We start from the raw sequence: 26,342 nt of genomic DNA, 5'->3' as shown, positions 1-26,342 counted from the left end.
GCATAGGGGAGGGGCGGGGTTGCGCGCAGGGTCGAGGCTGCCCAGATCCCGAGACCCGTCAAGGCAAGGATGGCGAGCGCGGAGCAGCTGCCAAGACGCCGTTGCCGCTGCCCCTCAAGCTTCTGATGAAGCTGGTAGACAGCGCGAAAGGACAGCATGTCTCCCGCTGCGGGTAGAGCCGCTGCCGGGGTGGCTGGCGCCGTACGATAACGCCTTGCGGTCACGGTTCGTCGCCCTCCTCCTGACCCTGCAGATTGACGAGCGCCACCTTCAGGAATCCTGCCTTGCGCAGCAGATCCATGGTTTTCGTCAGCGTCTCGTAATCCACGGTCTTGTCCGCGCGCAGGAAGATGCGCTCATCCTTATGGCCATTCGTCAAGGTCATGAGACGCAGGGGAAGCGCCTCATTGCTGATATCGTCCTCACCCAGAGCCAGGGATTTGTCGGCTTTCACCGTGACGAAAATCGGATTGGCCGGACGCGGGGCCGGTTTCTGGGTTGAGGAGGGCAAATCCACCGGAACGTTGACCGTGCTCAGCGGTGCCGTCACCATGAAGATAACCAGAAGCACGAGCATGACATCGATCAGCGGTGTCACGTTCAGCTCATGGGCATCGAGCGCCGTGTCGTCGGCATGACGCATACGCAGCGCCATGATCAGCGGCCGGCCTGCTCGGCACGCGGTGTTGCAAAGCGCAGCACCTGCCCACCGCCGCCCTGTACATGCAGGCGGCTCAGGTCGCGTGAGACGAGACGCAGAATAAGCGCGGTGAGATCACCCACCTGCGCTTTGCAGCCAAGGCACTGTCGCGAGAGGAAATTATAGATCACGACGGCTGGGATGGCTGCCACGAGCCCCAACGCAGTCGCAAGCAGGGCCTCGGCAATGCCGGGGGCGACCACAGCAAGGCTCGTGGCCTTCGTGGCGGCAATACCGGTGAACGAGGTCATGATGCCCCATACCGTGCCGAAAAGCCCGATAAACGGCGATGTCGCGCCGATCGTAGCCAGAATTCCCGTGCCGCGCATCAGGCGACGCCCTTCTGCCGCTTCCAGACGCTCAAGATGCAGCATGATGCGCTCTTTCAGTCCTTCGCGGTCTTCCAGCACATCGGCAGAGCGTGTCCATTCATTGGAGGCTGCCAGTAGCAGGGCGCGGACGATGCCGATATCGGGGCAAAGCGACTGGGACTCGGCAAGCGAAGCTGCATTTTCCAGCTTCAGTTCGGCCTGTGACAGCGCACGCCTGACACGCATGACCTCAACGACCTTGGCGACAAACACCGCCCAGCTGATCACGCAGGCCACGATCAGCAGCATCATGACGAAGCGCACGACGGGGCCGGCACCGAGGAACATTTCCCACGGGGTGAAGGGAAGTGAGGCGAGGTCGCCAGCGGGCGCAGCCATGAGGCTCTCCTGTTCGTGTGAGGTGCGTACACCCCCATTCGGGGTTTTGTTCTTGTTACGGGGTGTAACCAACCGCTCATTCCCTGTTAATCAGATTCATTCTCAATTACAAGAAGTCGATTGCACAGGAGAGCGCCCATGCTGGTTCACATTCCCAATGTCCTGACACCTGAAGAGCTGCGTCATTGCCATCAGACGCTTGAGCAGGCGTCGTGGCTGGACGGCAAGGTGACCGCCGGGCAGCAATCGGCAAAAGCCAAGCACAACCTTCAGGTGCCGCAGGATTGCGAGGCCTCGCGCGAACTGGGCGAGATCGTGTTGCGGGCGCTGGGCCGGAACCCCGTGTTCAATAGTGCCGCCCTGCCGCTGCGCGTCTTCCCGCCGCTTTTCAACCGCTACGATGTGGGCATGAAATTCGGCGCCCATGTCGATAACGCCATACGCCCCATCCCCGAGAGTGGCTTCAGAATCCGGACCGATGTGTCCTCAACGCTCTTCATCACCGGGCCGGATGAATATGACGGGGGTGAACTGGTGATTCAGGACACTTATGGTGAGCAGCGTGTCAAACTGCCCGCAGGTGACATGGTGCTGTATCCGTCTACCAGCCTGCATCGCGTGAGTGAGGTGACACGCGGCTCACGCTGGGCCTCGTTTTTCTGGAGCCAGTCCATGGTGCGCGACGACACAAAGCGTGCCCTTCTGTATGACTTCGACCGTTCGATCATCGAGACCCGCAAGGCTCTCCCCGATGATCATCCGGGTGTGCTCGGGCTGACCTCGACCTATCACAACCTGCTGCGTCAGTGGGCGGAGCTCTGAGCGCCCTTCCGTTCGTGCTGCTGTCTAGCAGGAGTAAATGAAGGGGAGGTGCTTAGCCAGCGAGGCTGACGCCCTGTCTGCTTCATTTGTCTGAGTGGCAATTCAGGCGTGATATTCGGGGCTGGCCCCATGATGGCACTTGCCGTTATGTCGGGCGTTCCGGTCTCCTGAACCCGAGTGTGCCATGTCGCCCCGCTTTTCCCTTCACTGGCAACGTCTCCTGCTGGTGGGAGCCCCGTTCTGCGCGGTTCTGCTGCCCATGCCTTTTCTTTATGGGGCCTCATGGCGCCTGCTTGGTGTGCCGGTGATCCTGTGGTGGCTGTTTGCCTGTCTGCCGTTCACGACGCTCTGCCTCGCCCTTGCAGTCCGGCCCATGGGGGTAATCGCTAGGGATGCTGCACCTGTCGGAGGGGCAGAACGTTGAGAGTGGCGGGTTTCGTTCTTGTCCTCCTGCTCGCACTGGGCTTGGCCTGCGCGCCGCTCAGAAGCGGCGTCACCCGTGACCCTCGCGCCTTTTTTGCCGCACGAGGGCAGTTCGGCGTTGCGCTCTTCTTTCTGCTTTCAGTAGGCGAGACCTATTCGATCGGTTCGGTGCTGGGCTTTCCCGGAGGTATCGCCGCGAGCGGTTCCATCGACGTGGCATTGTGGTTTATCGGGTATATCCTGCTCGCCTTCCCGGTCGGGATGGTGCTGTATCCCCGGTTATGGCGGGTGGGAAACCGCCTGGGTGCCATAACCCTGCCAGACCTGCTGGGGGGGTATTTCCGGAGTACGCTTGTCGGGCGTGTAACAGGTCTTGTGCTCGTGATTCTGATGCTCCCGCTGGGGACCATGCAGTTCATAGGGCTGGATGCGGTATTTTCGACCCTTGCTCTTCCAGTTTCCCCTGTCATGCTCAGTGCGTTCGCAGCAGTGCTGGCTTTTCTTTTTGTGGCAGGTGCCGGATTGCGTGGTGCGGCGCTGAGTGCGGCATTGAAGGATGGCCTGATCCTCCTTTCCATCGTCTGCGTGGCGTTTGCAGCCCTCCTGGCCTGGACCCATCAGGCGACGCGCCCTCTCAACCTGGCGCTGCGTGGTGCCAGTCCAGATCCTTTTTCGACCTGTGTGATGATCATGAGCACGATCGTGACGCAGGCTTTCGGCTTTTGCATCGCGCCACAAACCGCTGCCGCCGTCTTTTCGGCCCGTGATCCGCAAACCATCAGACGGGCCCAGATCTGGATGCCGCTTTATATGGTGCTGTTTCCGCTGCTGGTCGTCATTGCGTGTTTCGGCCTGACCCATCCCGTCATTATGGGCCGGCCCGACTCAGTCTTTCTCTCGGTAGCGTCGCATCTGCTGCCGGGTTGGGGTGTCGGGATCGTCTCAGGCGCGGTGGCCCTGACCGCGCTCGTCTGGCTCGGGGCGGTGTGCCTCAGCCTTGCGGCGATCGTCACCGGCAGTTTCACGCCGCATCTTTCTGCCCCTGCGCAAAAGCGCACGGGTCTGGCCATCATTGCACTTTATCTTGGCCTCTCCGTGCTGACAGCTGCCCTGCATACCGCGCTGATCGTGACACTCAACCGGCTGTTCTATGTAGGGCTGGTGCAGCTCCTGCCCGCCGTGCTGCTCTGCGTGACCGGATATCGCGTTTCCTCCGCTCGGCTGCTTGCTGCCCTGTTCCTCGGACTTGTATCGGGTGGCGTGGTTTTCGCCTTGGGCTGGGGGCCCTTTGGTCTTAGTCCGGCTCTTCCGGGTTTGCTGGTCAATGGTGCGATACTGTTTCAGGCCGGATTGCCGCGCAGGGATACTGTCTGCCACGGCAAAATGGGGAGGAAGGCCAAAGGCGCCTGATCTCTGAAGGGTCAGGGCCGAATGCGGGAGAACGCTATCTGGGCGGCAAGAGCCACAAGAAGTGTTGTGCCGCCGAGCACCGACAGGGACAAAAGCGGGTTCAGCAGAGCGTGGCCGGTCAGAGCGCCTCTCATGCCGTCAATGCCGTAGGTCAGCGGGTTGCTGAAGGCGAGCGCCCTTATAAGATGGCTCTGCCCTTCAAGGGGAAAGACAGCGCCGGAAAGATAGAAAAGCGGCGTCAGGATAAAATTGACGATTTGTGAAAAGCTCTGGGCATCGCTCATGACGGAGCCCAGCACCGAGCCGAAAAAGGCAAAGAGCAGCGCCAGAAGCAGGGCGAAGGCGAAGGCGAGCGCCAGATGGGCGGGTGAAGGGAGAACACCTGCCAGTGTCAGGCATATCACACTCACGATGATAGCCTGGATCAACGCGACACTTGCCACACCCAGCGCACGTCCCAGCATGATCCAGTGTCGGGAAACCGGCGAGACCAGTGTCTCCTTGATGAACCCGAACTGCCTGTCCCATAGCAAATCCGCACCTGAATAGACCGTGTTGAACAGGATACCTGCGCCCACTACCCCCGGTGCGAGGAACGTGAAATAATCCCCTTCGCCCGCCTTGCGAAAAACCGGCGCAAAGCCCAGACCGAGGGCAACGAGAAACAGGAAAGGCTGTGCCAGCGCCGAAATCAGCCGGCCTCGCGCACGCAAGAAGCTCCTGATCTGCCTGAGCCATAAATTATAGATGACATCGATCATCAAAGCGGCTCTTCCCCGGCTGTAAGAGAGAGGAAACTGTCCTCCAGCGAACCTTGCTGGGCGTGATCCATCACAGCGCTGACCGCGCCTTGGGTCAGGATGCGTCCCTGTTTGATCACAGCGACGCTCTGTGCAACGCGTTCGACCTCATCGAGATAATGGCTCGTCAGAAAAATGGTCGTACCCTGATGGGCCTGCAATGCCTGTAGATGATCCCACAGCACACGCCGTGATTGCGGATCGAGCCCGAGAGTCGGTTCATCCAGAAAAATCAGGGCTGGGCGGTGCAGCAGGGATCTGGCGATCTCGACCCGCCGCTTGAGACCGCCACTCAGGGTACTGACCATCTGCCGCGCATGGTCCGCCATATCGAACAGGGTTAGCGCGTCTGTGATACGTGACGCTCTCTCGGCACGCGGGATGCGATAGAAAGCGCAATGGATCCAGAGATTCTCCTGCACGGTCATGGCGGGGTCCAGGGTGCATTCCTGGAATACCACGCCAAAATGACGCCTGGCTTCCATCGGATCATTGGCCAGATCGATGCCATTCAACAGGATGCGTCCGCTATCAGGGGGAAGCAGGGTAGTCAGCATCTTGATCGTGGTGGTCTTGCCTGCGCCGTTGGGCCCCAGAAAGGCGAAAATCTCACCGCGAGCGACCGTAAAATCCAGACCCGAGACAACCTGCCGATCCCCATAGGATTTGACCAGCTTCTCCACCCTGATCACAGCCTGTGGCGCATCTGCCATGCCCGAAGGCGCGAAGGGCTGGGCACGCTCCGGCCTGCATGAGCGATCATGAGCTTGCTCGGTAGAGGGCGTGGCTGGCGTCAACGGGGTGATATCCCTGTGGCCAGGGTGGCACTCCCGGTTTCCTGCCTCAACAGGCCCCAGCCCTCAAGCGTGTCGATGGCGCTCTCGACACCCTGCTCTGCTTCGATCAGTGGACGCAATGAGGTGGCCTTGTCGCGCGGAGCGCGTGTTGTTGCGCGTCCAATGGCCTCGGCCAGCCTTTCGGCGGTGAGTGTCCTGCGCGACAGGCGCATCGGGCTGATACCGATGGCCTTCAGGCGCCAGCTCCAGAAAAACTGGTCAGCCAGAAACGGTATGATCACCTGAGGCAGGCCAGCACGCGTGGCAGCCGCCACCGTTCCAGCGCCCCCATGATGAACAGCAAGGGATACGCGGGGAAAAAGCCAGTCATGGGGGGCGTTGTCGATGAAAAAGATATCCCCCTCCTGGTCGGGCTTGAGATTTTTGAGCGCCCCCCAGCCTGTCGCGACGATCGCGCGCCGTCCTGTCAGGCGCAGGGCCCTGAGAATGAGTGCGGTAAACTTTTCCGGGTTGCCGGTCATCATGCTGCCAAATCCGACATAAACCGGGGCGGGACCGTCGGCGAGAAAGGCTTCCAGCTCCGGTGAGGGGCGCCAGCTTGTTTTCTGGTCATAGAACCAGCTCCCGGTGACGGCAATGCGCTCACGCGACCAGTCAGCGGGTTGGGGCTGGATGTGCCGACTGAAGGCATAAAGCAGGTAGCGCCTGTTACCTTCGCTATCCGTGTCGGACCACGGTCCCTTCCAGCCAATGGGCGGCAGGGACAGCTCGCGGCGCATGATCGCCACCGGAAACGACATGAAACGCCAGATCAGAAATCGTGCCACATGGGTCAATGTCTTATGCAGGATACCGGGCAGGCGCAGGGCCGGGTTCGGCCACAGGGGAGGCACCCATTTGGACGGGGTCATGGGCATGAATTGCGCCTGAACGAACGCTATGCCCCGCTTCCGGGCAATTGAGGCACCGAGTATCGTGCCGGAGCCCGATCCGATGAGCAGTTCTGCTCCTTCAGTGGCCTTCATCCCCTGCCTGACCCATAGAGGCATCCAGCGACACAAGGCACGGGCAACCTGCCACCCCATGCGCAACTGGTTTCCCTTCTCGAGTGCAGCATGTTCCTGCGTCATCAGATCGGCAAAATCGGACTCGATGGGTGCAAACCCGAGACCACCGCCTGTTATGAGGGACTCGTAACGCGCTGATGTGGCGATACAGACCTCGTGGCCTCGTCTGGCAAGGCCCTGCCCCAAGGCGACGAAAGGACGCGCATCGCCCTGCGTACCGATGGTGAGGATCACGATTTTCATGGTAGCACCCGGTCAGGCGGCAGAGAGGCAGGAAGCAAGGGCGTGGCCCTGTGCGAGACTGACATTGATCAATCGCGCAACGGTCTCGACATGGCCGGGCAGCAGCATATCGCCATGACGGCAGTCAAGGTCATAGGCCGTGATATGGCCAGAGCTGTACGCCCTCCAGGCATACGGGTCGTCCGAGATGATCGTCACCTCGTTCTGGCTTCCCTTGTCCGCAGCCCTCAGGAACAGGATATCGGCATCATTGGGCGTCGGAACATGGGCGAGCAGCATCTCGATATTGCGCCTGGTGATCAGGCGCAGCTTCTCGGCAAGGCTGGTCAGGGCATTGAGGTCGATTTCAGGTAGATCCGGCAGCACCGTTGTGTCCAGTGTGTCCAGAAACAGATCGGCCAGGCCATCGAGCGTTTCAGGCAAGGCTGCATCCTCGACCGGAGCGATCTGCAGGAATTGCAGGGCAGCGCGTATGGCCTGGGGGCTATCCGGATCAAGGTTCTGATCCTGGAGGAGGCAGGGATAGGAGTCCAGCATGGCCAACAGGGCTATTTCCTCCCCCTCCTGTCTCAGGAGAGACGCAATCTCGTGGGCAACGACGCCACCCATGGACCATCCAACCAGATGATAGGGGCCGTGCGGCTGGAGGCGTCGCAACTCGGCAACATAGAAGGCCGCCAGGGCCGCGAGCGTGGCGGGCGCATCGTCTTTCAGCAGGAGCCCGGCATCCTGCAGGCCATAGACCGGATGGGACTCAGAAAGGAGTGGGGCCAGCGTGTTGAAGTTCCAGCTCATACCGATCACGGGATGAAAACAGAAGACCGGCGCGGCATCTCCCTGTGCCCGTATGGCAAGGCATGGTGCAAGCGGGTCGCAGGTGACCGAGCCCCCTTCGAGCAGGGGGGCCATAAGCGCGATCGTCGGAGCGGCAAAAACCTGCCCGACAGGAAGTGCGTAACCCTCGCGTGAGAGGCAGGCGATCATCTGTACGACCATGAGGCTGTCGCCGCCGAGTTCAAAGAAGCTGGTATGGATGTCGACGCGTTCGAGATCGAGCAGTTCGCCCCATAGCGCGCTCAGCCTGCGTTCCGCCGGGGTACGGGCTTCAGTGAAGATCGTGGTCTCCGTCTCTTCACGCAGGGAGGCCAGCGCCGCCCGGTCAAGCTTGCCGCTTGTCATGCGCGGCAGTGTTTCGATGCAGACGATACGCACCGGAATCATCTGGGGTGGAAGCAGGCCAAGAAGGGTGCGTCTGATCTGTGCAGGGTCGAGCCTTGCGCCATGGGTTGCGGGTACGAGATAGGCGGCGAGGAGAGACACGCCGCGAGCAGGGTCTTTCTCGATCATCACGGCGGCCTGCAGGATTTCCGGCAGGCTGAGCAATGTACTCTCGATTTCATTGGGCTCGATACGCATCCCGCGTATCTTGATCTGCTGGTCACCGCGTCCAAAGACGGTCAACGTCCCGTCATGTTCAATGGCGGCCCGATCGCCTGTGCGATAGGCCTTGCGTCCGGGTGCCCCAAGAGGGTCGGGGATGAAGCGGCTTGCCGTGAGTTCCGGCTGATTGAGATAGCCCGTGGCAACGCCATCACCCGCAATCAGCAATTCGCCCACAACGCCATCTGGAAGGGGGGTGAGATCAGGCGCGATGATGTAAATCTGTGTGTTGGCCAAGGCATGGCCCGCGGCCGGCGTATCGTTTTCCTGAGGGTCGAGATGATGCGTTGTGGACCAGATCGTGGTTTCTGTGGGGCCATACAGATTATGCACCGCCCGGCCGAGAAGTAGCATCTGGCGCGCCATATGGGCTGGCATCGCCTCGCCACCGCTCATGAGCATCATACCCTGCAGGGCGCTGCTCTCGGCTGTGCCGAGCAGGGTCTGCCATAGCGTCGGGGTCGCCTGCATGGCTGTGATGTCATGTTTCTGAATAAGGGCTGCCAGACGGCTTGGCTCGAGGATATCCTCGCGGCTGGCAATGACGCAGGCACCGCCGGATACGAGTGGCAGGAGCATTTCGAGCACGGCAATATCAAATGTCCAGGTCGTGACAGCCAGAAGTGTTTCCCGCGCGCTATAGGCCAGTCTTTCCGTGATGGCATGCAGGAAGTTTGTCAGGGCCTTGCGGGGAATAACGACCCCCTTGGGTCGCCCGGTCGTTCCTGAGGTATAGGTGACATAGGCCGTGTCATCCGGGACGGGCGAGGACGAGGCTGTTTTCCCCTGCGAGAGCACCTGCAGCGTGGACGCGTCGCTGGTAAGAGCCCATGCGGTGTATTCTGCCGCCCAGTCGAGATGGGCGGCGTCCGGCACAATGACGGCACTGGGTTCAGCATCTTCTAGGATCAGTTTCGCCCGTGCCTGGGGCGAGGCGATATCGAGGGGCAGCCATGCGGCACCTGCCTGCAGGACAGCGGCAACAGCAAGGATCATGCGTCTGTCGCGTGGCAGGGCCAGAGCGATCAGCTTGCCCGGCCCCATGCCTTCTGCCCGAAGCTGTTCGGCCAAGGCACGGCTCTGTCGAAGAAATACCTCGCGCGTCATCACGCCATAGGCATCGCTGACGAGGGGGCCGGAGCCGCTACTGACCCCATTGTCGATAAGCTCTGACAGGGGAGTGGTAGGCCAGTCGCGGCGGGTCGTCCGGTTTCTGGCTTCCTGCGCGTCGCGTTCGTCTGTTGTGAGCAGGGACAGATGAGCGAGCGTGATATCCGGTGCGTTGGCGATCTGTTCAGCCAGACGCAGGATCCGGGTCAGATGGGCATCCAGTTCATGGGCCGCGTAAAGCGCTGGATTGGCATCGCATTGGAAACACAGGCCAGCGCCGTCCTTGCGGTCGAAGACGAAGATGGTCAGGTCCTCCATCGCGCCATTGCTCAGATTTTCGTTGCGCGCGGTGATGGGACCGAAGGAGAGATTATAGTCGAAAGGCTCGATATTGATGCCGATACGGCTGATCTGGGTGGTATTGCTGAACAGCCCGAGATCACGCCGCATATCCTCGTAGCGATATTGCTGGTGGCGTAACGCGTTGCGCATGGCCCGACGTGCCATGCCGACCAGGTCCGCAAAACGGGTCTCCGGTGTGATCCTGAAACGCAGCGCCACAGCATTGGCGACCATGCCGGGTGTGTGTCTGAGTTGACGATTGGCGCGTGCACTGACGGGCATGCCCACGACAAGGTCGGATTGTCCGGTAACGCGATAGAGATAGGCCACGAGAAGGGCTGTCAGTGTCTGCGGGAGGGTCGCCTCCAGCGCGCGACCGATCCGGGTCAGACTCTCGGCGCGCTCATCCGACATGAAGGCTGCGCGGGTTATCGCGCCGCCTGCCTCGCCGCTGGGAGCACGCTGGGGGCGCAGCGATAACGAAACCGGCTCGGGTGCTTCAGCGAGCGCTTCGCTCCAGTAGGCCTTGTCTTTTTCGAAGCGTGGCGACTTCCGGTAGGCCTGTTCCTGTTCATGCAGGGTCGAGAGTGGCAGGAAGGTGGCCTCCGGAGGGGATATTCCGGCGTTGCGCGCGGTGTAGTGGGCTGCGACACGCGCTGCCACCATCCCGCCGGAAAATCCATCCAGCACAGCATGATGACAGCAGTGAAACCAGATATGATACGTATCGGTGAGCCGCAGCAAGGCGTTCTGCCACAACGGGTCACGCTCCAGATCCAGCGGGGCACGCAGGCGTTCAAGCATCCAGTCACGGGCGGATTGTTCCTGATCGGACATGTCGTGAAACGGAATGACAGGACAGTCGACGGGTGCTTGAGGGCGGATCGCATAAACCGGTCCCTCTGGTTTCCTGAGGATGGCGGTCCTGAGCGTCTCGGCCTCGGCCTGGACGCAAGTGAGTGACTCAATGAAGAGGTCTGTGCGAAGTTCGCCGCGAAGATGGATCGCCTCTGCAATATTCAGGCTTGATCCTGAAGGCGCAAGAAACTGGGTCATCCACAGGCCGCGCTGTGCAGTGGTCAGTGGCAGCGTTTCAGTTCGGGTTTCTTGCAGCATTGTTCCGTGCCAAGCCCTGTTCGGGCATTATTATTTGCGTATATTTCTTAGTTTGCTTTTAGGGATTAGAAATATGTTTTACAATAAACAATAATAATAATTCAGTTCAACACCGGAACCTGGTTGGCGATTGCGTCGAAAATGATTAAACCGGCATGGGCGTGATATCGTCCTGCGAACACCCGAATATACAAATCGAAGCCAGGCAAATCACGGCGCATCCTGCAAAACGGAATGAAAGACTTCGTCAAAATAGGGCACGAGTTGGCTGAACTGCCCGAAAGTGACACATAATATCACATATGTTCAGTTTGGGCAGAGCCATGCCAGGGCAGCCCTTATGGCAACCGCCCTCGCTGATGGGCTTCAATGCATTGATAAACCGGTATAATATTTATGATTGGAAGCCTGATTGGCGCATAAACAGCAATCAGGATCGTTCTGGTCCCACATAATAGGTAACGAATATCACTCTCGTTAGTGTGATTTCGTTCATAACCACTGTTACGGTTATGGTTCTTGGGCACTTAGGGTGTTTTCCCGGCACACAGTATGGGGCCCATTATGGTTCATTCAATCGTTCACGCAGCGCATACCGGCCACGGCGATGGCGCTTCGTCCCAGTCTCCCGCAGCACGGCCCAAGCTGGACCGCATCTTCAATGATCCCGATGGCGTGGTCGAAGACGGTGTGCGCGGCGCACTTCTTGCCCATCCCGACATCATTGTCGAAACGGCCAATCCGCGTGTCGTCAAGCGCGCCAAGACCACGGGCCGTCGCAAGGTTGGCGTGATCACGGGTGGCGGTTCGGGTCATGAGCCGGCTTTCCTCGGCTATGTCGGTACGGGTCTTCTGGACTCGGTAGCCATTGGCGAGATCTTCTCCTCGCCGACGGCGGTGAGCTTCCTCGACGCCATGAAGGAAGCCGATATGGGCGCTGGCGTGGCCTGCCTGTTTGGCAACTACGCGGGTGATACGATGAATGTCCGCATGGCAGCGCGTGATGCGCAGCAGGCTGGCATCAAGGTCGAGACCGTGGTCGCTACCGATGACGTTGCTTCGGCTCCGGCAAGTGAAGCCGAGCGCCGCCGTGGTGTCGCTGGCGAAATCCTGATGTGGAAAGCTGCCGGTGCGCGCGCCGAAGAAGGCGGCTCGCTGGATGAGGTGATTGCCGTGGCCCGCAAGGCCATTGCCAATACCCGCTCCATCGGTGTCGGCCTCACGCCCTGCACCATTGTCGCCAACGGCCACCCGAATTTCTCGATCGAACTCGGCACCATGGAAGTCGGTATCGGCCATCATGGCGAACCCGGCGTGTCGGTTCAGGAACTCGGCCGCTCGCGCGATATCGCCAAGCTGATGCTTGAGCACATCCTGCCCGACCTGCCCTTCACCAAGGGCGACCGCGTGACGGTGCTGCTCTCTGGTCTGGGTGCCACCCCGATCATCGAACTCTATGTGCTGTACGCCGATGTTGCCGATCTCCTGAAGGAGAAGGGCATTGAGGTGGCGCATCGCTTCGTTGGCAATCTCTTCACCTCGCTCGAGATGAAGGGCGCCACCCTGACGATCATGAAGACCGATGAAGAGCTGGACCGCCTGATGGCTGCGCCCGCCGAATCCATCGGTCTGGTGCGCGTTGGCGCCGGTGCGGCACAGGTTCAGGCTGCTGAAGCACCGACGGCCAAGGCCGACCCGGTCGAAGCACTGGTCAAGACCGCGACGGGCGAGAAATACGTACCCAAGAGCGGCATCCCCGTTGCCGAAACCACGAAGGTCATCCCGGCTCTGGTCGATGCCATCGTCAAGGCACGTGACTGGCTGAGCGAGATCGACGGCAAGATCGGTGATGGCGATCACGGCATCAACATGGCCAAGGGCTTTGCCCGCTGCGGTGATGCGCTGGGCGCCAACCCACCGGTCATGGAAAAGGGCCTCGATGCCCTGTCAGATTCGCTGATGGCCGGCATCGGTGGCTCGATGGGCCCGCTTTATGGCCGTTTCTTCGAAGGCATGGCGATCCCGCTGCGCAATGTCGAATTCCTTGATGGCAAGCTCTTCGCCCAGATGCTCGATGGAGCGCTGGCCGGGATCAACAGCCTTGGCAATGCCCGCGTGGGTGACAAGACCCTTGTCGATACGCTGCAGCCTTCGGTTGAGGCCTTCCACAAGGCACTGGATGACGGAAAGTCGTTCGAGCAGGCCCTGATTGCGATGTCGGAAGCGGCAGAACGCGGTCGTGACTCCACGATCGATCTGGTGGCCCGTATCGGCCGCGCCAGCCGACTTGGCGAGCGCTCACGCGGCGTGCTCGATGCCGGTGCAACCTCCTGCTGCCTGATCCTTCAGACAATCGCCAAGGAGCTCGTGGCTCCGGCGCGTAACCACAACGCCTGATACGCCACGAACCGAAAGACCAAGACCATGAACAAGGTCGTTACGCCTGACCTGGGTGCCCTGCAGAAAGAAGCAGCCAGCGTCGCCCTGCCGGAAAAGATGATGGCCGTCGTCGCCTACGAACCCGGCGATTATCGCTGGGAAGAGGTGGACGTCCCCCGCGCCGGTCCCGATGACATCATCATCGAAGTCGAGACCGTTGGCATCTGCGCCGGTGACATCAAGTGCTTCCTGGGCGCCCCTTCCTTCTGGGGCGACAAGGAACAGCCCCGCTACGTCAAGCCGCCGATGATCCCGGGCCACGAATTCATCGGGCGCGCTGTCGAGATCGGTGAGAACCTGCGCGGGCAGTACAAGGTGGGTGACCGCCTGATCAGCGAGCAGATCGTTCCTTGCGACGATTGCCGCTACTGCAAGGGCGGTCAGTACTGGATGTGCGAGCGTCACGACCTGTACGGCTTCCAGAACAACACCAACGGCGCCATGGCGAAGTACATGCGCTTCCCCAAGACGTCGCGCACCCATCGCGTTCCGGAAGACATGCCTGCCGAGGCGGCTGCCCTGATCGAGCCCTATGCCTGCTCCGTTCACGCCGTGAACCGTGCAAACATCCAGCTCGATGACGTGGTGGTTCTGGCCGGTGCCGGTACGCTGGGTCTGGGCATGGTGGGCGCTGCCCGCCTGAAGAACCCGAGCAAGCTGATCGTGCTCGACACCAAGCAGGACCGTCTGGATCTGGCCAAGAAATTCGGCGCGGATATCGTGATGAACCCGCTTGAAGAAGACGTGGTGGCCAAGGTCAAGGAACTGACCGGCGGTTATGGCTGCGATGTGTATATCGAAGCAACCGGCCATCCCTCGAGCGTTCGTCAGGGCCTGCACATGATCCGCAAGCTCGGCCGCTTTGTCGAATTCAGCGTGTTCGGCGATGAAGTGACCTGTGACTGGTCCATCATCTCCGATCGCAAGGAACTGGACGTGCTCGGCGCGCATCTCGGCCCGTATTGCTATCCCTTCACCATTGCCGCCATTGCTGATGGTCGTCTGCCGGTCGAGGGCGTGGTGACCCACTCCCTGCCGCTGGACCAGTGGAAGGAAGGCTTCGACCTGATGAAGAAGGGCGACAAGTCCATCAAGACGGTCCTGATCCCATAAGATCAAGCCTGTTTCAGGTGAGAAAGGCGGTTCCGAAAGGAGCCGCCTTTTCTGTTTTCAGAGTGTCAGCGTGCCTGCAATGCGTGGCGTCACAGTCCCCCCGACCCAGATCGTCTCCCCGTCCCTGACGATTGAGACACGGCCATTGCGGCCCATCGCAGTACCTTGGCTCGCGATATAGCTCTCCGGGGCTACGCCCTTGCCAATCATCCACTGGGCCATGGCGGCATTGAGACTGCCTGTCACCGGGTCCTCAAATCCCTGGTTCTGGCCGACAAAGGCCCTGATCTCGAAGGCAGCGCCCGTCTCATCATGGTTTTCCTGCCAGGGCGCTACGATCCCGTAGAGATTGTCGCCCATTCTCGACCAGTCAGGCCTGACCGAGAGCACATCCTTGCGCTCACGAAGGGAGAGAAGCTGCCAGGGTGGGCCATTATCCCCCCAGGCAGCATCCAGAATATCGTCGGGAGCAAGCCCCAGCGCCGCGCAGGCGGTGTTGCGCTCCTCGATCGTCAGGGGGGTGGCCCGTCGCCTCGGTGGGGCTGCGAAAGCAAAACATGTGCCATCAACCCGCACGCGCACCAGCCCCACACCACATTCCTGCACGATGGTTCCATCATGGGTGTTGCCGGGGAGGGAGGCCCATACGAAGGCCGTGCCGAGTGTCGGGTGCCCCGCAAAGGGAAGCTCACCGCCGGGCGTGAAGATGCGCACGCGATACGAGGCCTCGGGCGTCGTGGGGCGCAACAGGAAGGTCGTCTCGCTCAGATTGGTCCAGTTAGCGATGCGGGCCATCAGCGCATCATCAAGGCCATCGGCATCCAGAATAACCGCCAGGGGATTGCCGGCGAAGGGCGTGGCGGCGAAGACATCGACCTGCCGGAAGGGATGGTCGCTCATGTTCGACCCTTTCGTAGAGCGGGAGGGACAGAACACAAGCGTAACAGACAAAATATTGCACAGGCCAGCCCGGCCGAAAATCGCCACAAAGCGCCGTTTGAACCATGAGATAATGAAGAGGGCCTGAATGCAGGAGGAGCGCAGCCATGAAAGGCGTGTATAGACTGGGCGCTATGCTCGGGGTCGGCATGGTCATGGGTCATGCCGGGATCGCGCAGGCTGATTCTCTTGCCACGCTCGGGAGTCTTTCGGCGCTACGCGAGCACGGTGTGATGTTTCACGTGCAGCACACCAACGAGACGCAGGCGATGATCGGCTCCCCCACGCCCGGGCTGGGGCTGGAGAAGGGCGTCGGCAATGTCGGTATCTTTACCTATGGCAGTGATATCGACTGGGAACGTCTGGCGGGCCTGCAAGGTGTCTCGACGCATATCATTCTCGCCAGTGGTTATGGCAGCCCGACAAGCCACAAATTCGGAGATTTTCTAAACCCGAGCCAGGCCACCTATGGCGGTGTCGGCAATGTCGTGATCCATCTGGTCTCGGCCTATGTCGAAAAATCCATGCTGTATGACCGGGTGAGCGCGGCTGTGGGGCGCATGACGTTCCTCTCCGATTTCTCGGCTAATCCGCTCTACTGCAATTTCATGAACGGCGCTTTTTGCGGCAATCCGCGTGCAGCATCGGATAACAAGGCTCATGCGCCATTCCCCATGTCGAATTGGGCGACGCGGGTGCGCGTGCAGATTACCGATGAGATGGCCATCAAGACCGGTCTCTACCTGACTGAAACCGAGGCGATCTATACGCACCATCAGACACGCACGGGCTTCAAATTCAATGGCGCCACGATCGATGGCATGGCCCTGCCGCTTGAGATGAGCTGGACACCGGTTTTCGGGCCGAGGAAGGGCCTGTCTGGTCTCTACAAGCTCGGCTTCGTTTACGACACGGCCCGTCATGACAGCCGTTTCGAGGGTATGGAAGGGCAGAACCTCTATTTGGTCGGCGCATCGCCACGCCAGATCAAGGGGGCATGGTCGGCATGGGTTATGGCGGATCAGATGGTCTGGCGCTTTAATGGGCGTGGTCGCGATGCCGGGCTGACCCTGCTGGGGGCGGCCTACTGGAACGCGCCACGCACAGCTTTGCGCAAGGCCCAGTATTCTCTGGGGTTGTTCATGAGAGGCATGATCGCCTCCCGCCCGAGCGATGCCATCGGGCTCGATATGACGGTCATTCAGGTCTCACGCGCTGCGCGCCGGGCGCAGCTGGCCGCCTATGCGCGGGAGGGGCATTTGCGGGGGCATACCAGACGACCTCAGGATTGGGGGGGCATCATCGAGGTATTCTATCAATTGCATATCTGGCGTGGTGTCTCGATTGCGCCCGACATCCAGTATTACATCAACCCGGGGCTACAGCCCGGGCTACGGAACCAGCTTCTGATGGGCGTCAAGACGCATATCGAGTTCATCTGACAGAATGACCTTCGTCTCGTGCAAAGCGGGAGCAACTTGCTGGGCAAGCCTGCTCGGGCTGTGCAGGCGGAATGTTGCTGGAAAAGCACATATCTGATCCGAGTTAAGAAAGATTTTAAGAATCGTTTGCATCTGAGTGTAACTTGACCGAAACACAGCGTCGAAGGCCAGGCGCCACGATTCTGAGTATTGATACCTGCACAGTCAGGTAATGGATGGGCATTACCGAAATATATTCGGATGTGTCAAAACATTTCAGGTCGTTATGCGCCTCGCTTTCGCTGTCAATAACGGATTTCTGGTGATTCGTATGCCTGAAGACTGCACGTTCCCTTGTGGAACGCTGAATAATAGCGCCCCCCGCACAGTGGTATCCGGTAGTTACTCAGGAAAACAGAAACGTCTTCTGCTGCTGGCGCTCACGGCCGGTATGGGGCTTGGCGCTGCCGAGGAAGCCGAAGCGCAGGATGCGGTGACGACAGACCAGAAGGCGAGTGATGGGCAGTCCATCGCGCTGCCAGCCGTGCGCGTGCATGGCAAGGAGCAGATCAACACGCTCAACACCAACACGACGACGCTCGATATCGGCCGTATGCCCGATAACGTGCGTGAAACGCCCCAGACGGTCAGCGTCGTGCCCAAGCAGCTGATCGAGGAGCAGCGTCTCTTCACGCTCGATCAGGCGCTGTCCAACGTGCCGGGCATCACCATGTCTGCCGGTGAGGGCAATGGCGGTATGAACGGCAACCAGTTCCGTATTCGTGGCCAGCAGGCACGTGGCGATATCTATGAGGACGGTCTGCGCGATTTCGGCAATTATGTGCGCGACGTTTATAACACCGAGAGCGTCGAGGTGGTGAAGGGACCGTCAGGCGAGTATTTCGGTGCGGGCAATGTGGGCGGCGTCATCAATCAGACGCTCAAGAAGGCGCATAGCGGCAATGCTTTCGGGGCGGATCAGGCCTTTGGCAGCGGCATGCAGTATCGTGGTTCGGCGGATGCCAATTACGAGATCAATGCCCATACCGCGCTGCGTGTGAACGGCATGTACAACAAGCAGATGGTGGCAGACCGCAATAATGTCCGCACCGATCGCTATGGCGCTGCTGCCGATCTGGGTGTCGGGCTGGGGACGAAGAACACCTGGCATCTGAACTATCAGTGGCTCGGCAGCCGCGGTCGCCCCGATTACGGCGTGCCGATGATCCAGATTGGCAAGACCTATCGTCCGATCACGGAATACGGCCTGCCACGTGACACGAATTATTCGCGCAATTTCGACCGCGACATGGGCAATGTGCACATGGTTACCTCGAAATTCGCTTCCGTGCTGTCCAAATGGCTGACCCTGTCGAACGACACTCGCTACTCTCATTACACCCGCAATTTTGCAGCGACGACGCCCGCAGCCTGCTCCGGAGCGTGCGCAACCTCCTTCCTGGCTGGCGGCAATCCGACACTGGCTTATGGCGCCGGTGGTGGCATGGGGTATGATCAGGCGGGCTGGGGCGTGCAGAACGTCAGCATGGGCCATTCCAAGTTCCGGACCGGTTTCATGCATCACGACATCCGTGCTGGTGTGGACATCAATTACACCAAGGATGACCGTCTTTACGGCACCTGGATCAACCGGGTGAACAACCAGCAGATCCGTACGCCGCAATTCGAATATCCGGGCACCATGCTGACTTTCCCGGCAACGGGCAGCCGCACGGCGGATTTCCGCGATCTGGGCCTGTTTCTGGCAGACAAGATCCACCTGACCAAACAGATCTCGGTCTATGGCACAGTGCGTTGGGACGATTACCGCTCGACCTATTGGAGTGCGGCGCAATCCTCGATTGGCGTGCAGAAGCAGAAATCGAACAAGTTCAGCCCGTCCGCCAGCCTGATGTACGAACCGCTGGAGAACACGACCTTCTACTTCACCTTCTCGCAGTCCTATAAGCCTGTGGGTACGGATGTTTCCTCACTGACCATGAGCTCGACAAGCATCGGCGACGTGGCGGCCAATGGGCGGGACCTCAAGCCGCAGCGCAGCGACCTGTATGAACTGGGTGGCAAGGCCGATTTCTTCAACAAGCGCCTTGGCGTAACTGGCGCGATCTTCCAGATCGAGCAGAACAACTCCTTCACCTATGACGATGACGGCAACATCATCACCGGCTTCCAGGATGCAGGCTCCGGTCGTCGCATTCGCGGTCTTGAAGTCAGCGCCACAGGCAAGTTGACCCACAACTGGGAGATCTATGGCTCCTACGCCTATATGGGTGGCAAGGTGACGAACAGCGCGCTCTATGGCGGCAATCGTGCACCGCAGCTGCCTGCGAACAGCCTGTCGGTCTGGAGCACCTATGATGTGTCCAGTCTGGTCCTGAAGCCCAATAACGGCAAGCTGCAGGCTGGCGGTGGTGTGCAGTATTCGTCGGGTTACTGGTCCAACGAAGGCCGTACAGGGCGTATGCCGGATAACGTGTCGCTCAATGGCATGATTTCCTACGACATCTCGCACTACCACGTTCAGTTCAACGCCAATAACCTGACCAATCATCGCAACTACGCCTCGGCCTTCTCGACCTCGCGTGCTGTCCCGCTTTCGGGTCGTACATTCCTCGGTTCGGTCGGTCTGCGCTTCTGAGCCATGCAGGCTGACGTTACTGAGCCGGATCGGGACAATCATGAAGGGGAGGCAGGCGTTACGCCTGCCTCCCCTGAGGTCATTGCGCCGCGTTTGCCGCCACTCGACGCTTCCGTAGCGGCGCAGCTCTATCTCGCACAATGGAATCTCGATCGTGGGGCGGTGAGCGAGGCCTTCTGTCTTTTTTCGCAGGCCGCGCGGTCAGGTCATCCGACATGTCTCAATATGCTGGGGCGCGTTTTCGAGCAGGGCTGGGGGACGAAACGCGACGTGCATGAGGCGCGTCGTCTCTTTGAGCGCGCAGCCTCCGGCGGTGAGGGCTGGGCATACTACAATCTTGCCGATCTTTATCTGGTTGGAGATGGTGTGCACGAAGACCGCAGTCGGGCCTGTGGTCTTTATGCCGAGGCGGCACGACGGGGTGTTGGCAAGGCATTCAACATGCTCGGTCTTATTCTGGAAGATGGTTATGACGACCTTCCCGCCAATCCTTCCAATGCCAGGGAGTGTTTTCAGGCTGGACGAGATTGTGGCGACGAAGCTGCCGCCATCAACCTCGCACGGCTTGATGTCTCATATCACGGGTGAACCGGTGTTTCTCCGCAGTAAGCCAGATCATGCGGTGATCTTGCGAAGACCCTCTGCTTTCAGTTGACAGAGGCTTCCTTGCGTTCACCCATTGCGAATGCCTTGAGGATTGACTCAGCCAGAAGCTTCGCGGCTTTGGGCGTAAGACGCAAATGGGCAGTTGGCGCTACGACAATCTCGTTACCATAAGGACGCTCGGCCGCCAGGGTGACAGTGATGATACCTCCGACATGACCGTAAACCGGGACATTGTCCGCAAAAATGATTGGCGCGGATTCTGCGCTCAGAGACGCGATGCCTTGTGCGATCTGATGCAGGATCTTGTCTGAAATATTGTCTGCCATTTGCAGAATACCCTTGATTATTGATTGAACGCAGACGGATCGAAGCGTCGTGAAAGTGTCATAACGCATTCACTCAAACAAGCACGGTTTCCAAGGCAAAAGCGTGGCATGTCCAGCGCTGCGGCTTGGCCCCGCAGCGTGCAATTTGCATACGTGACTGACTTGGCGAAAAACAAGGTCAATAGTGAGCGATACCCCGAATGTGAAAATACCACCCGGGTCCCGATTGACGCGGGCGGCGCTGAATCGGCTCACATGCGATGGGGTCAGATCAGGCGGCTCATACCTGTCGCAACGGGTGTCTGAGTATCGCCAGAATGTACGATGGCCGATTTTTCTGACAGGATATTCTGCAGTGTCAGATCGGCTCGTATCTTGCCACTGGGGGTACGGATCACAAAGCCCTTGCGTATGAAATGAAAGGCGAAGCGAGTGATGCGATAACTGTTCATGGTCGCGACCAGGCGCTGGCGGAAATCCGGAAGTGATTCGATATCATCGTGTTCGATAATCACCGTCGGTAGTTCACGTTCGGGGAGGACTGGTGGTACGACCATGCAAAGTGCCCCATCAAGTGCCTGGCTGAGGGACAGCGATACATCGTTCGTGTAATAGATATTTCCCTCATACAGGAATTTTTCGCTCAGACGCCCGACGTGAAAAAGCTCGCCCTGATGCAGGAAGCCAAAATCCTGCGTGCGCAGATAGCGTTTGCCATGACGCTCGACAAAGCATTGGGCGTTCCGCAGCGGGCTGTTGAAATAGCCGGTACTGACGCTGGGGCTGTCAATCCATATCTCGCCAACTTTGCCCTCCGTGAGGAAAGAGAGGGTTTCCTGGTCGGCAATGTGGATATGCTGGTCTTCATGGGGTGTGCCGCAACTTGCAAGGGCAGAAGTCATTTCGCGGTCTGTCTCGCCGGCCGAGACGTCGACCGGAACGGCGTCGCCGCGGCTGAGAGCCTCGCGATCAAAAGCCACCAGATTGACGCCTGCGCCTTTGCGCCCGGAGGTAACAAGCAAAGAATTTTCTGCCAGCCCATAGCACGGATAAAACGACTTGCCGCTGAAGCCCTGTCTAGAGAAACGCGCCTCGAATTTAGAGAGCGTGTCGGGGCTGATATTTTCCGATCCATTGAAGGCAATTGCCCAGCGGGAGAGATCCCATTCAGGTGAGGTATCTCTTTCGGGAAGACGGGCGCAGTAACGATAGGCAAAATCGGGGCCACCCGAAATCGTCGCACCATACCGGCTGATTGCCTGTAGCCAGCGTGACGGTTTTTCGATGAACTTGTCAGGCCCCATGAAGTAGAATGGATTACCCGCGGCCAGTGCGGGAAGCACCGCGCCAACCAGCCCCATATCATGGGTAAAAGGCAGCCAGCTCAATCCGGTGTCATTGTCCTGATATTGAAATGAAACCAGCTGGGCATGGATATTATGGCAGATATTGCGATGGGTCAGGCATACGCCTTTGGGGTTTTCTGTGGAACCGGATGTATACTGGATGACAGCAAGCGTGTCAGATGTTGGCATATCGGGTTCGATCGGTGCCGGGGCTTTGAGCGCGCTTTCAAGCGGGATCCATTTTACACCGGATCTGGCTATCTCACCCTGATGGAAAAGAGTCAGGGTATCGCGCTTGCCCAGCACGGCTTTGGCCTGGCTGTCCTGCAGGATGAAGGCAAAACGTTCGATCGCCCCGATAGCGCTGGGATAGACCCCGGAAACCGGAACAAGACCGGCATAAAGGCAGGAAAAGAATGCGACGATGTAGTCGATGCCGTTTTCGAACAGCAGCATGACATGGGCGCCTTTTGGCAAGGTACGCGACAAATGGGCACCTGCCCGCCCGGCCCGCTCATGAAGTTCGACAGCACTCAGCGTGTCGGTCACGTTCTCCCCATCACCAAGGAACAGGAAGATCGGATTTTCTTTTTTCGTGATGCGCCGTAATTTGAGCAGGTCGACGAGAGTACGCTCCTGCCAGGCTGCGGCTCCAAAGATTGCCTGTTCATCTTCATACATCTTGCAGAACCTGTCCGTTCTTATCTTCTTGAGCGAGCGCTACACGCTGTGCATGCAGCTGCTCGCAGTAGCTGATCACATGCATGGGCGCGATCATTCGTGTACATTCAAACTGTCTCGCCGTATCTGCGTGCCGAGGGCAAAATAGAAGATTGTCGTGCTGGAACGGCGTTCTGACATCATGCCAGCAGCTATTGCAGACATGAGGGTTGAAGACACGATACGGCGTGTGAAACTCGTTTGACGGGTGGGTGAAGCCGCTGATCATGATAACCGGAGTGCCCGCCGCCCAGGCCAGCCAGGATAGCCCGCTGGACAATCCGATGAAGAATGCTGCGTGGCGAAGCCAGTAAGCCCGCTCTGCGAGCGGCCTCTCGCCGGTCTCATCCCGTGTGCCATGCGGGATATAATTCCAATGGTTGCCGTGTCCTGCGACATGATCCCTGTCAATGCAGACTACCTCATAGCCAAGCTCATGCAGGCGGTCGATCACGCTCGACCAGCCGATGGGGTTATTCCAGTATTTGCACTGGCTTGAGGCCTGGGTTGCGATAACGACGTATGGCTTCTCGATTGGCCGCTCGGCTATGGGCCACTGGACGATACGGGGTGGAATCTCCTTGTCGTCTACGCCAAGAATATGGGCAGCCGTTCGATGCAGGCCGACAAGTCTGAAATCAGAGGGCTGCCAGTTATGGTCTTCATCCTGGAAAAAAAGACCAATATAGTAGGTAGCATAGAATTTTTCGCGCTCTGCCTCGTATTCGGCAAATGTGCAGCACTTTATGCCTGGGTACTGGCCTGAGAAAAGCTTGCAGGCGGCCGGGCTCATGCCGACTGTCAGGCGGCACTGGTGTTTCTCCTGAAATTTGACAGCGTAGGAAAACCACCCGATCGCGTCACCAAGCGTGCCACCTGGCAGCAGAATGGCAACGTCGCGATCACGGCAATCGTAGTCATGGACGAGAACGGTTTCGTTTGTATCGAGTGACTCGATTTCGATGCGCATTCGTACAAAATAGCGTTTTGCGCCGAGGATCGTGCAATTGCTGGCTTCATCATTGTAAAGATAGAGGGATCGTTCGATATCCAGCAATTTCACACGCCAGCGCCCCGGCGGAATGCTTATGCGTGCCCCGGCATTAAAATCGAATGCAATGTCATTTGAAACCCGCTGTGTGGGTGTTGGCGATGGATCGGGAAAGACCCTGCCATCACTGGAGTTGGATACGCTGCTTTCACTACTGGCAGTCTCGCCTGACGGGGTGGCCTGGCCGGTATGTGCTGATGAGCCCTGGCTTGCCACGGCGACTGCATCAATACTGGTTTCGGCTGATACCGTGTCGGGAGAGTCAAAGTTCAGGATTGAATCGATGATGGAGTCAATCTTGCTCATATCAGCCTCGATCCTGCTGGTCGGCGATCACCTGATCAATCATCATCGCGACCTGTTCGAACGCGATCATCTTGGTGCATTCAAAATCGCGCTCGGTGTTAGCGTGCCGTGGACACCACATGTAATTCGAGCGCTCGAACTCGATGGTGACATCATTCGAGCAACCGTTGCAGACATGCCGGTTGATTACACGATAGGGCGTCTCGAATTCGTTGAGAGGCTCTGTAAACCCGCTGATCATGATGACCGGGCAACCGCTGGCCCATGCCAGCCATGACAGTCCGCTGGACAGGCCAATGAAAAAAGATGCGTGCTTGAGCCACCTAGCGCGTTCGATAAGAGGTATCTCTCCGGTCATATCCTCAACGCCATGCGGAATATGATGCCAGATGGTCCCCTGACCTGAGACGCGATCGCGATCGATGCAGATCACGCGGTAACCCTTCTCCTTCAGGTAATCGACGGTCTTTCGCCAGCCTTCAGGGTTGTTCCAGTATTTGTTGTGTCCCGTAGCCTGGGTCGCAACGCACACATAGGGTTCATCAATGGGGCGGCCACCTTCCGCGAAACGGATCCTGGGGGTTCTCTCCCTGGGCTGTAAGCCGAGTATGTAGGCGCCGGCGACAGCGAGCCCGACCTGACGATAATCGGTCGGCTGGTAATCACGGTTCGTGTCGTTGAAGAATATGAGAACCTTGTACCGCGCGTAGAAGGCCTTTTCCAGAATGGAATTATCGTCAGTCACAATGACCGAGTCATTCTGGCCCGCAAAAAGTTCAGCGAGACCGGGTCTTACCAGACAATACAGGCGACAGCGATGCTTGGCAGCAAATGCCTCTACATGACCCATCCAGGCCAGATGATCGCCAACACCACCCAGATGCATGTCGATCAGGACATCCTTGTCGGTCAGATCTATCTGATGCTCGAATACGGTCGCGCCATTGCGTGAGACACGTAATGCGAAGGGAATGTAGTATCGCTTGACGCTGCAGACCAAGCCACCGGAAAGATCCTGGGAAAACAGCAGCGTGTGTGTGGCGCTGTCGCGGATCTCTGCATGCCACTCACCACTAGGCAGACCGATGCGGCACCCATCCTGAAAATCGTAGTGAATGCCCTCGGGGCCGGCCTGACTTGGGGTGTTATCCATTATTATTGCTTCCGATCAATCAGCCTGGGCTCGTGCGTCATGATCATCCAGTATTTTGTGATAAATTGCCAGAACAGCTTCATTAACGGCCGTAATAGAGTATTGATGAGCGGTCTTTTGAGCTTCGTCCAGCATTCTTTCGATGTGTGGTTGTGGGCCCCCGTTTCTGAATGCCGATATCAACTGGGCAAGACAATCGACGATTTCCTCACATTGCTCTGGTGAAAACCAGTACCCATTGCGATGAGAGGCATAATCCTTGCCACCGGTGCCATGAAAGCCAACCAGGGCACAACGAGAGGCCATGGCTTCGAGTGGCGTGAGTGGTAGCGCCTCCTGCCGGGAAAGGGCGAGAAAGATGGCCGAATGCCCCATGACTTCGGCAACTTCGGTCTGGGGCAATTTTTCAAGCAATTGCCATGGTACGTCGCGTGTTTCCGGATATTTGAGGTGGAGCATCGACATAATGACAAAATATATCGGTGAGTTCACACCCTCCGCAGGCCATTTTCCCGGATTGGTCGCTATGCAGAGATGCTTCTGTCGTGGACGAAACAGCGTCGTATCAACAGAGTTCGGAACCGAGTAAACATTTGGCCCGCGCAGCACAGAGCTGACGGATTGCGCCGCCTCGCGACCAGTCACAATGAAATGCTCGAAACCCATATCAAGAAGCGCCTGGCCGCTTTGATTGTAGCTATAGAGATAGAAGGGGTTCTGGCAGAACAAGACCTTTGTGCCCTCGAAAGGCGTTTGCGCCATTTCGAGAAGGAAGTCCTTCAGGATTTCCGGAAATACCATGATGTCGTCTTTGCCAGCTTCGAACCTGGCACATATTTTTATATTGTCGGGTACGTTCATCCAGTTGGGTTTGCCTGAGGGTTGATAGACCTCGACCTCATGTCCGTCGTTCGCAAGAATAGCTGCGTGCTGATAGGTGACCTTGATTCCTCCTGAAATTAAATCCGGGCTGAATGGATTGAGGAATATTATCTTGGCCATGAAGCGGGTCCTTTCATCGGACGTAGGATCATTAGGGTCAACACAGGAGCGGCCAAGGTGTGGCGAATCCTTGTAAGAGACGTTCGTGTCTTCTCCAAATAAACAAAATCTTCCCAAAGACGTGATTACACGAAATGGTTATCGACATGATCTCTGCACATGAACTCGCATCTGGGTGAGTAGAAGTGTGCCATTTAATGATAATTATCATCACAGACAGTGGATCTGACAATGATTGAAAGTTTTTGTTATTTGTAGATGACCATAAGGTACGGTGGAAA

The 26,342-nt window shown here is 58.5% G+C and carries 21 protein-coding genes; 8 read left to right on the top strand and 13 right to left on the bottom strand.

Annotation, left to right across the window (positions count from 1 at the left end; genetic code table 11):
- From ED655_RS12995 to exbB, 3 genes are all read right to left on the bottom strand, one after another.
- A partial coding sequence (locus tag ED655_RS12995; protein WP_162993520.1) for a hypothetical protein occupies positions 1 to 224 on the bottom strand: 224 nt, incomplete at its 3' end.
- On the bottom strand, positions 221 to 655 hold the full coding sequence (gene exbD / locus ED655_RS12990; RefSeq protein WP_122050515.1) for a TonB system transport protein ExbD: 435 nt from the start codon (positions 653 to 655) through the stop codon (positions 221 to 223). The genes exbD and ED655_RS12995, both read right to left, overlap by 4 nt.
- Positions 656 to 657: 2 nt before the next feature.
- Positions 658 to 1,410: a tonB-system energizer ExbB gene (gene exbB / locus ED655_RS12985; RefSeq protein ID WP_023979482.1), complete on the bottom strand. Its 753-nt coding sequence runs from the start codon at positions 1,408 to 1,410 to the stop codon at positions 658 to 660.
- A gap of 138 nt (positions 1,411 to 1,548) precedes the next feature.
- On the opposite strand from exbB, the gene ED655_RS12980 reads away from it, so the two are divergent.
- The 3 genes from ED655_RS12980 (at position 1,549) to ED655_RS12970 (ending at position 4,065) form a co-directional block, all read left to right on the top strand.
- Positions 1,549 to 2,232, top strand: coding sequence for a Fe2+-dependent dioxygenase (locus ED655_RS12980; protein ID WP_122050514.1), 684 nt, complete (start codon positions 1,549 to 1,551; stop codon positions 2,230 to 2,232).
- A gap of 184 nt (positions 2,233 to 2,416) precedes the next feature.
- A complete protein-coding gene (locus ED655_RS12975) occupies positions 2,417 to 2,656 on the top strand; it encodes a hypothetical protein (protein WP_122050513.1) in 240 nt (79 codons plus the stop codon).
- A gap of 2 nt (positions 2,657 to 2,658) precedes the next feature.
- Positions 2,659 to 4,065, top strand: a complete 1,407-nt coding sequence (locus tag ED655_RS12970; protein ID WP_122050512.1) for an SLC5/6 family protein — start codon at positions 2,659 to 2,661, stop codon at positions 4,063 to 4,065.
- 11 nt (positions 4,066 to 4,076) lie between these two features.
- Here the strand turns inward: ED655_RS12970 and ED655_RS12965 are convergent, their stop codons facing one another.
- Genes ED655_RS12965 through ED655_RS12950 form a run of 4 tightly spaced genes read right to left on the bottom strand, consistent with a single transcriptional unit; the run spans position 4,077 to position 10,980 of the window.
- On the bottom strand, positions 4,077 to 4,826 hold the full coding sequence (locus ED655_RS12965; RefSeq protein ID WP_122050511.1) for an ABC transporter permease: 750 nt from the start codon (positions 4,824 to 4,826) through the stop codon (positions 4,077 to 4,079).
- Positions 4,826 to 5,662 carry an ABC transporter ATP-binding protein gene (locus ED655_RS12960; protein ID WP_162993519.1) on the bottom strand — a complete coding sequence of 279 codons (837 nt, stop codon included), beginning with the start codon at positions 5,660 to 5,662 and terminating at the stop codon, positions 4,826 to 4,828. The genes ED655_RS12965 and ED655_RS12960 overlap by 1 nt, the downstream gene beginning before the upstream one ends.
- Positions 5,659 to 6,972, bottom strand: coding sequence for a glycosyltransferase (locus tag ED655_RS12955; protein WP_122050509.1), 1,314 nt, complete (start codon positions 6,970 to 6,972; stop codon positions 5,659 to 5,661). Before ED655_RS12955 ends, ED655_RS12960 begins: the two co-directional genes overlap by 4 nt.
- Positions 6,973 to 6,984: 12 nt before the next feature.
- Positions 6,985 to 10,980 (bottom strand): non-ribosomal peptide synthetase, encoded by a 3,996-nt coding sequence (locus ED655_RS12950; protein WP_122050508.1) that lies wholly within the window; start codon positions 10,978 to 10,980, stop codon positions 6,985 to 6,987.
- A 564-nt stretch (positions 10,981 to 11,544) separates the two neighbouring features.
- Here ED655_RS12950 and dhaL point away from each other — a divergent pair.
- Both dhaL and ED655_RS12940 read left to right on the top strand, forming a co-directional pair.
- Positions 11,545 to 13,377, top strand: a complete 1,833-nt coding sequence (gene dhaL / locus ED655_RS12945; protein WP_122050528.1) for a dihydroxyacetone kinase subunit DhaL — start codon at positions 11,545 to 11,547, stop codon at positions 13,375 to 13,377.
- A 27-nt stretch (positions 13,378 to 13,404) separates the two neighbouring features.
- Positions 13,405 to 14,532: an MDR/zinc-dependent alcohol dehydrogenase-like family protein gene (locus ED655_RS12940; protein ID WP_122050507.1), complete on the top strand. Its 1,128-nt coding sequence runs from the start codon at positions 13,405 to 13,407 to the stop codon at positions 14,530 to 14,532.
- A gap of 57 nt (positions 14,533 to 14,589) precedes the next feature.
- Here ED655_RS12940 and ED655_RS12935 read toward each other — a convergent pair whose 3' ends face one another.
- The gene (locus ED655_RS12935; protein WP_122050506.1) at positions 14,590 to 15,432 is read right to left on the bottom strand and encodes a PhzF family phenazine biosynthesis protein; all 843 of its coding nucleotides are present in this window, start codon (positions 15,430 to 15,432) and stop codon (positions 14,590 to 14,592) included.
- Positions 15,433 to 15,578: 146 nt separating this feature from the next.
- Here ED655_RS12935 and ED655_RS12930 point away from each other — a divergent pair, with 146 nt between their 5' ends.
- The 3 genes from ED655_RS12930 to ED655_RS12920 all read left to right on the top strand — a co-directional run bounded on the left by ED655_RS12930 (position 15,579) and on the right by ED655_RS12920 (position 20,139).
- Complete coding sequence (locus ED655_RS12930; RefSeq protein ID WP_122050505.1) at positions 15,579 to 16,913, top strand: carbohydrate porin; 1,335 nt, start codon at positions 15,579 to 15,581, stop codon at positions 16,911 to 16,913.
- Positions 16,914 to 17,223: 310 nt separating this feature from the next.
- A complete protein-coding gene (locus ED655_RS12925; RefSeq protein ID WP_122050527.1) occupies positions 17,224 to 19,551 on the top strand; it encodes a TonB-dependent receptor domain-containing protein in 2,328 nt (775 codons plus the stop codon).
- 3 nt (positions 19,552 to 19,554) lie between these two features.
- Positions 19,555 to 20,139, top strand: a complete 585-nt coding sequence (locus tag ED655_RS12920; RefSeq protein ID WP_122050504.1) for a tetratricopeptide repeat protein — start codon at positions 19,555 to 19,557, stop codon at positions 20,137 to 20,139.
- A 59-nt stretch (positions 20,140 to 20,198) separates the two neighbouring features.
- Here ED655_RS12920 and ED655_RS12915 read toward each other — a convergent pair whose 3' ends face one another.
- The 5 genes from ED655_RS12915 to ED655_RS12895 form a co-directional block, all read right to left on the bottom strand.
- Positions 20,199 to 20,483, bottom strand: a complete 285-nt coding sequence (locus tag ED655_RS12915; RefSeq protein ID WP_122050503.1) for a hypothetical protein — start codon at positions 20,481 to 20,483, stop codon at positions 20,199 to 20,201.
- A gap of 266 nt (positions 20,484 to 20,749) precedes the next feature.
- Complete coding sequence (locus ED655_RS12910) at positions 20,750 to 22,510, bottom strand: AMP-binding protein (protein ID WP_122050502.1); 1,761 nt, start codon at positions 22,508 to 22,510, stop codon at positions 20,750 to 20,752.
- Positions 22,503 to 23,906: an autotransporter strand-loop-strand O-heptosyltransferase gene (locus ED655_RS12905; protein ID WP_122050501.1), complete on the bottom strand. Its 1,404-nt coding sequence runs from the start codon at positions 23,904 to 23,906 to the stop codon at positions 22,503 to 22,505. Before ED655_RS12905 ends, ED655_RS12910 begins: the two co-directional genes overlap by 8 nt.
- Before the next feature lies 1 nt (position 23,907).
- Complete coding sequence (locus ED655_RS12900) at positions 23,908 to 25,059, bottom strand: autotransporter strand-loop-strand O-heptosyltransferase (RefSeq protein WP_122050500.1); 1,152 nt, start codon at positions 25,057 to 25,059, stop codon at positions 23,908 to 23,910.
- 15 nt (positions 25,060 to 25,074) lie between these two features.
- Positions 25,075 to 26,061 (bottom strand): glycosyltransferase family 4 protein, encoded by a 987-nt coding sequence (locus tag ED655_RS12895; protein WP_122050499.1) that lies wholly within the window; start codon positions 26,059 to 26,061, stop codon positions 25,075 to 25,077.
- Positions 26,062 to 26,342 lie beyond the last annotated feature (281 nt).

The organism is Asaia bogorensis (assembly GCF_900465345.1).
Taxonomy (GTDB): Bacteria; Pseudomonadota; Alphaproteobacteria; order Acetobacterales; family Acetobacteraceae; genus Asaia; species Asaia bogorensis_A.
The sequence above is the reverse complement of the archived record's forward strand: the minus strand, read 5'-3'. Positions and strand labels throughout refer to the sequence as shown.

What these genes read in the sequence shown, in the direction of transcription:
- ED655_RS12895 (WP_122050499.1), bottom strand. Translation starts at nt 26,061, where the DNA reads ATGGCCAAGATAATATTCCTCAATCCATTCAGCCCGGATTTAATTTCA.
- ED655_RS12910 (WP_122050502.1), bottom strand. Translation starts at nt 22,510, where the DNA reads ATGTATGAAGATGAACAGGCAATCTTTGGAGCCGCAGCCTGGCAGGAG.
- exbB (WP_023979482.1), bottom strand. Translation starts at nt 1,410, where the DNA reads ATGGCTGCGCCCGCTGGCGACCTCGCCTCACTTCCCTTCACCCCGTGG.
- ED655_RS12915 (WP_122050503.1), bottom strand. Translation starts at nt 20,483, where the DNA reads ATGGCAGACAATATTTCAGACAAGATCCTGCATCAGATCGCACAAGGC.
- exbD (WP_122050515.1), bottom strand. Translation starts at nt 655, where the DNA reads ATGGCGCTGCGTATGCGTCATGCCGACGACACGGCGCTCGATGCCCAT.
- ED655_RS12980 (WP_122050514.1), top strand. Translation starts at nt 1,549, where the DNA reads ATGCTGGTTCACATTCCCAATGTCCTGACACCTGAAGAGCTGCGTCAT.
- ED655_RS12905 (WP_122050501.1), bottom strand. Translation starts at nt 23,906, where the DNA reads ATGAGCAAGATTGACTCCATCATCGATTCAATCCTGAACTTTGACTCT.
- ED655_RS12930 (WP_122050505.1), top strand. Translation starts at nt 15,579, where the DNA reads ATGAAAGGCGTGTATAGACTGGGCGCTATGCTCGGGGTCGGCATGGTC.
- ED655_RS12940 (WP_122050507.1), top strand. Translation starts at nt 13,405, where the DNA reads ATGAACAAGGTCGTTACGCCTGACCTGGGTGCCCTGCAGAAAGAAGCA.
- ED655_RS12975 (WP_122050513.1), top strand. Translation starts at nt 2,417, where the DNA reads ATGTCGCCCCGCTTTTCCCTTCACTGGCAACGTCTCCTGCTGGTGGGA.
- ED655_RS12900 (WP_122050500.1), bottom strand. Translation starts at nt 25,059, where the DNA reads ATGGATAACACCCCAAGTCAGGCCGGCCCCGAGGGCATTCACTACGAT.
- ED655_RS12955 (WP_122050509.1), bottom strand. Translation starts at nt 6,972, where the DNA reads ATGAAAATCGTGATCCTCACCATCGGTACGCAGGGCGATGCGCGTCCT.
- dhaL (WP_122050528.1), top strand. Translation starts at nt 11,545, where the DNA reads ATGGTTCATTCAATCGTTCACGCAGCGCATACCGGCCACGGCGATGGC.
- ED655_RS12920 (WP_122050504.1), top strand. Translation starts at nt 19,555, where the DNA reads ATGCAGGCTGACGTTACTGAGCCGGATCGGGACAATCATGAAGGGGAG.
- ED655_RS12925 (WP_122050527.1), top strand. Translation starts at nt 17,224, where the DNA reads ATGCCTGAAGACTGCACGTTCCCTTGTGGAACGCTGAATAATAGCGCC.
- ED655_RS12965 (WP_122050511.1), bottom strand. Translation starts at nt 4,826, where the DNA reads ATGATCGATGTCATCTATAATTTATGGCTCAGGCAGATCAGGAGCTTC.
- ED655_RS12950 (WP_122050508.1), bottom strand. Translation starts at nt 10,980, where the DNA reads ATGCTGCAAGAAACCCGAACTGAAACGCTGCCACTGACCACTGCACAG.
- ED655_RS12935 (WP_122050506.1), bottom strand. Translation starts at nt 15,432, where the DNA reads ATGAGCGACCATCCCTTCCGGCAGGTCGATGTCTTCGCCGCCACGCCC.